This window comes from Finegoldia sp., from assembly GCF_046991905.1.
Taxonomy (GTDB): Bacteria; Bacillota; Clostridia; order Tissierellales; family Peptoniphilaceae; genus Finegoldia.
The window spans coordinates 1-5,021 of the sequence record NZ_JBKWZF010000087.1 but is presented as its reverse complement, the minus strand read 5'-3'; the positions used below and the strand labels follow the sequence as shown (position 1 = coordinate 5,021).

The 5,021-nt window shown below is 29.6% G+C and carries 6 protein-coding genes; 3 read left to right on the top strand and 3 right to left on the bottom strand.

What is annotated here, in order from left to right; genetic code table 11:
* Positions 1–88: 88 nt before the first annotated feature.
* The 3 genes from ACLUJM_RS12735 to ACLUJM_RS12725 form a co-directional block, all read right to left on the bottom strand.
* The gene (locus ACLUJM_RS12735; RefSeq protein WP_412412977.1) at positions 89–469 is read right to left on the bottom strand and encodes a prepilin-type N-terminal cleavage/methylation domain-containing protein; all 381 of its coding nucleotides are present in this window, start codon (positions 467–469) and stop codon (positions 89–91) included.
* Between the two features lie 83 nt (positions 470–552).
* On the bottom strand, positions 553–1,164 hold the full coding sequence (locus ACLUJM_RS12730; protein ID WP_412412976.1) for a YczE/YyaS/YitT family protein: 612 nt from the start codon (positions 1,162–1,164) through the stop codon (positions 553–555).
* Positions 1,157–2,002 carry a ribonuclease H-like domain-containing protein gene (locus tag ACLUJM_RS12725; protein WP_412412975.1) on the bottom strand — a complete coding sequence of 282 codons (846 nt, stop codon included), beginning with the start codon at positions 2,000–2,002 and terminating at the stop codon, positions 1,157–1,159. The genes ACLUJM_RS12730 and ACLUJM_RS12725 overlap by 8 nt, the downstream gene beginning before the upstream one ends.
* Positions 2,003–2,094: 92 nt before the next feature.
* On the opposite strand from ACLUJM_RS12725, the gene ACLUJM_RS12720 reads away from it, so the two are divergent.
* Genes ACLUJM_RS12720 through ACLUJM_RS12710 form a run of 3 tightly spaced genes read left to right on the top strand, consistent with a single transcriptional unit; the run spans position 2,095 to position 4,961 of the window.
* The gene (locus ACLUJM_RS12720) at positions 2,095–3,222 is read left to right on the top strand and encodes a cysteine desulfurase family protein (protein WP_412412974.1); all 1,128 of its coding nucleotides are present in this window, start codon (positions 2,095–2,097) and stop codon (positions 3,220–3,222) included.
* Positions 3,223–4,398: a tRNA uracil 4-sulfurtransferase ThiI gene (gene thiI / locus ACLUJM_RS12715; protein WP_412412973.1), complete on the top strand. Its 1,176-nt coding sequence runs from the start codon at positions 3,223–3,225 to the stop codon at positions 4,396–4,398. It abuts the gene before it with no gap.
* Between the two features lie 8 nt (positions 4,399–4,406).
* Positions 4,407–4,961, top strand: a complete 555-nt coding sequence (locus ACLUJM_RS12710; RefSeq protein WP_412412972.1) for a LemA family protein — start codon at positions 4,407–4,409, stop codon at positions 4,959–4,961.
* Positions 4,962–5,021 lie beyond the last annotated feature (60 nt).

The window sequence follows — 5,021 nt, the reverse complement described above, 5'->3', positions numbered from 1 at the left end:
TACATTCCGCTTAAAATATTATTAAATTATTCCGTGTTTACGGGTTCAGGTCAATTAAGCAGGTTTATATTTTTAAATTGAGTTCTTATTAATTTTGTTTTGGGTTTGTCTGACTACTATCACTGTTGTCCTTATCTACTTCTCCTGGTTTTATCTTTCCATCCTTATCAATATCATATTTAACTGAACCTTCAACTGCACCTGCTGGAACTTTTGGTACACTTTTAATATAATCAGGTACTAATTTATCTAATTTATCAGGTAATTTACCTTTATCTTGCCTGTAGCTTTCTACAGCTGTTTCCAAGACTCTTACGTTAGCGTTGTGGGCAGTTATGGCCGCTTTTTCTTTTTGGTTTTTGTAGACTGGGATAGCTATTGCTATAATGATAGCCAGTATGGCAAGTACGACTAATAATTCAAGTAATGTAAACCCTTTTTTCTTCTTTTTTAACGTTTGTAGTTTCATAATTTCCTCCAGTTATTTATTATTCTATTTACTTTTATTATAATCGAAATTAAGGATTATTCAATACAAATAATTAAATATTTTTAAATCTCTTCAAAAATTAAATTTTTAGCCAAATTCCTATAAAATACAATTAGTGGGCCTGATAAAAATCCTAAAAATATAGTTCCTATTCCTATTTGTTCTCCAAATAATAGACCAACTACGATGCATATTATGTCTAATACGATCCTTGTATACTTGTATGATAAATCTCTCTTAACTATATTGTCCACAACATAGGGCATAGCGTCATAAGCACTGGCACCTAGGTCAGCTTCCAAATAAATTCCAACCCCTATACTCATAATATTTATTCCAATTATCAACAGAATAAAGTTCACCCAAAATTTGTCAGTATTCATAAACTTTAGTAGCATGTACGAAAAATCAGCACTGTATCCTACAGTCGCCATATTTATAACTGTTCCAAGTCCGATAGATTTTCTGTGGCCAATAAAAACTATAACGATTAATATGAAATTGGTCACAGTAATTACAGTTCCAAAATCTTTTTTCAAAAAGTCTGAAAATCCACTATTCATAAAGCTAAGAGGATCTACGCCTAATTTTGATAGTCTGAGTATTCCTATACTAAATCCTATTATTAAGTTTCCTAATATTGCAAACAATATTTGTTTTGTCTTTTTATTCATTAAAAATCTCCGTAAGTGTGTATTTTACTAATTTTTTAATATTATCATAAATAAACTCTTCATTTATGACTAAAGGGTAGTAATTGTTTATTAAATTATAATTGTTGTCCATACTTGTCATTGAACATTCAACAAAATCATCTTCAATGTATCCTTCATGCAAACTCAAACATAAAGTTATAAACATTCCTTGTGATTTGATTTGAGTTGATTCATAGATGGCATCAATTTCCATTTTATTATCTGTAATCAAACTAATTTCTAAGTTGTTTTTTACTTTCTTAACATCATACAACAAATATCTAACGAATTTTGAGTACATATTAAAAATATCACAATTTTCTTCGAAGCATTTTATCATATAATTGTACAGTTTTATCTTAAAATTCATGGATGTTTTGGCAAATTCTATTAATTCATCTGAAATACGATTTGATTTTGAAATCTTTTTGTGTAGTTTCACTGATTTTGATTTATCATCTATATTGATATCGAATAATTTTGCTGCCAAATCTTTTGCTTTAAGGGAAGTGAATTTTGAATTGTAGTAATTTCTAATTAATTTTTGCAAGTAAATGCAATTGTTAATCACATCAAATTCTGTGTATTTTATTAGTTTGGTATTGATAAATTTTACGTCAAATTCACTAAAGCTAATAATTTGTTTGTTTTGTAAGATTTTATAAGCTGATTTTATGATTTTTTCTTCAGATTCATTGTTTTTTGAGTAGAAATTATAATATCTATCATTTGTAAAGATATTTATAAGATAAATATGGTTTTTGTGAGGATCAATTCCTGTTGTTTCTATATTTATAATAGCATAATTTTCATTCATTTTATCACCATTTCCATTATACTATTATTTTGGTAAATTTTCTCTACATGTTATAATATTAGTATGATTTTAAATAGAAATGAAGGGATATAATGATATATTTAGACAATGCTGCTACTACGAAAGTGTCAGAAAATGCGGTAAAAGAAATGGTTAATGCAATGACTGTTGATTTTGGGAATCCTTCAAGTTTATACGATTTTGGAATGAGAGCTGAAAAGCTTGTTACTGATTCAAGAAATTCAATTGCAAAGTTATTAAATGTTAAACCTGAAAATGTATTTTTTACATCTTGTGGTACTGAAGGTAATAACATTTCAATAAATGGAAGTGTTACAAGTGATAACAAAGAAGAATTTATAACTACAAATATTGAACACTCATCTGTTTTTAAAACTTATAATAAATTGAAGGAAAAAAGAACTGTTCATTTTGTAAATGTAAGTGATGATTTTGAAGTTGACGATATCATCGATTTAATTAATGACAAGACTAGATTAGTATCAGTTATGCATGTTAATAATGAAACAGGAAAGATTCTTCCAATTACAGAATTAGGCAAAAAGATTAAAGAGAAAAATCCTAATACATTATTCCATGTTGATGGTATTCAAGGTTTTGGGAAAATAAAATTAGATTTAAATGAAGCTAAGATTGATTTTTACACAATTAGTGGTCATAAGATTCACGCTCCAAAAGGGATTGGTGCGATTTTCATTAGAAATCCTGAAAGAGTTAAGCCTCTTATAATAGGAGGTTCACAAGAATCAGGAATTTCACCAGGAACTGAAAATGTAGCGGGGATTGTGGCATTAAAATGCGCTAGTGAAGAAGTTTTTTCAAAAATTGATGAAACTTACGACAGATTATACAAGATGAAGTCATATTTGATGAATGAATTATCAAAAATTGACGGTGTGTATTTTAATTCTAAGCTAGAAGGATATAGTCCATACATTACGAATGTGTGCTTTAATTACATTAAGAGTGAAGTATTGCTACACTATTTGGAACAAGATGAAATATATATTTCTACAGGTAGTGCATGCAATGGTTCCAAGAAATCGTGGATAATTCAAAGCATCAACACTCCTGATGAGTTTTCAGATGGATGTATTAGAATTTCATTTACAGATGATACTCCAGAAGATGTGGTGGATGTATTTATAGAAAAATTAAAACTTAGATTAGAAGATATTAGAGATATTATGAGGAGATAAATGTTAGATTGGTATATATCAGTTAGTTTTGGTGAACTAACTTTAAAAGGAAAAAATAGGCACACATTTGAAAAGCGTGCTATAAGTAAGATTTTGGATGCGATTTCTGAATATAAAATTGATGAATATTATCAAGAACAAGGTAAGTTGTACATCAAAGCTGATGTTAATGATTTTGATGAAATGATAGATAAAATCAAGAAAGTTTTCGGAATTGTGTACATTAGCCCTTGTGTTAAATGTGAAAAAACGGTTGAAAGTATTCAAAACGGGGTATTAAAGATAGTAGAAGGTAAAATTATAGACGATAAACTTCAAACTTTCAAAGTTGATGTTCACAGAGTTGATAAGAAATTTGAACCAAAATCACCAGAATTAAACCCACTTTTAGGCGGAACTATTCTAAAAAAATACGGGAATTATTTTAAGGTTGAGATCAAAAACCCAGAGTTTTTTGTTTATGTAGACATTAAGGATAACTGTTATGTATATACTGACAGAATTAAAGGATGGGGAGGTCTTCCAATAGGAAGTTCTGGAAGAGGATTGCTTTTATTGTCAGGTGGTATAGATAGTCCTGTGGCTGCTTTTCTTATGGCAAAAAGAGGAGTTCGTGTGGATTGCTTGCACTTCCACAGTTATCCTTTTACCAGCCAAAGAGGTTTTGAGAAAGTTAAGCAGTTAGCAGAAGAAGTTTCATACTATACTGGTAATATTAATTTTTATTCTGTAAACTTGCTTCCAATTTACAAAGCTATAACTAAAAACTGTAAGGAAAGAATGATGACTATAATTTCCAGAAGGTTTATGATGAGGATCGCAGAAACAATAGCAAATGAAAATAAGATAGATGCATTGATAACTGGTGAAAGCTTAGGACAGGTTGCAAGTCAAACTATTCAAGGAGTTTCTGTTATTAATGAAGTTACAAGTCTTCCTATTTTGAGGCCGTTAATAGCAAGTGATAAGACTGAAATTATCGAAATTGCGAGAGAAATTGGAACTTATGAAACATCAATTTTGCCTTTTGAAGATTGTTGTACTGTGTTTACACCAAAAAGACCAGTTACTAAACCAAGAATTTACGATGTCAAAAGAGAAGAAGAAAACTTAGACATTGAAGGATTGGTTCAAGAATGTATAGACAATATGGAATTAATTAAAATTAGACAATAGGAGGAATTATGAAAAAAGCAGGAGTTATTATAGGAATTATTGTTGTATTAGCATTACTATTAGTGCCACAATACAACGGATTGGTTCAATCGAAGGAAGATGTTAATGAAGCTTACGCACAAGTTCAAAACGTTGTTCAAAGAAGAGCTGATTTGATTCCAAATTTGGTTAACACAGCAAAAGGATTTGCTAAACATGAAGAAGATGTATTCATCAAAGTATCTGAAGCTAGAAGTGGCGTTAAGAATGCGAAAGACCCAGAAGAATTGGCCAAAGCAAATGATGAATTGACAAAAGCGTTAAATGGAATGAATGTTGTTGTGGAAAGATATCCTGAATTAAAATCAGACACACACTTTACACAACTTATGGATGAATTGGCAGGTTCTGAAAACAGAATAGCAACAGAAAGAAAGAATTACAACACAGTTGTAAAATCATATAATCAAAAAGTTAAGAGATTCCCTACAGTTATATTTGCTAGATTAATGGGATTCAGTAGTGAAAAATATTTCGAAGCAGATGCTTCAGCACAAAAAGCTCCACAAGTTAATTTTGAATAGGACAAATTAATAATGAGAAAGCAATTTAAATTGATATTCTCATTTGTTTTAGCTTTTTTA

Excerpts from the sequence above, each read along its gene's own strand:
- ACLUJM_RS12735 (WP_412412977.1), bottom strand. The coding sequence starts at position 469 with ATGAAACTACAAACGTTAAAAAAGAAGAAAAAAGGGTTTACATTACTT.
- thiI (WP_412412973.1), top strand. The coding sequence starts at position 3,223 with ATGTTAGATTGGTATATATCAGTTAGTTTTGGTGAACTAACTTTAAAA.
- ACLUJM_RS12725 (WP_412412975.1), bottom strand. The coding sequence starts at position 2,002 with ATGAATGAAAATTATGCTATTATAAATATAGAAACAACAGGAATTGAT.
- ACLUJM_RS12710 (WP_412412972.1), top strand. The coding sequence starts at position 4,407 with ATGAAAAAAGCAGGAGTTATTATAGGAATTATTGTTGTATTAGCATTA.
- ACLUJM_RS12730 (WP_412412976.1), bottom strand. The coding sequence starts at position 1,164 with ATGAATAAAAAGACAAAACAAATATTGTTTGCAATATTAGGAAACTTA.
- ACLUJM_RS12720 (WP_412412974.1), top strand. The coding sequence starts at position 2,095 with ATGATATATTTAGACAATGCTGCTACTACGAAAGTGTCAGAAAATGCG.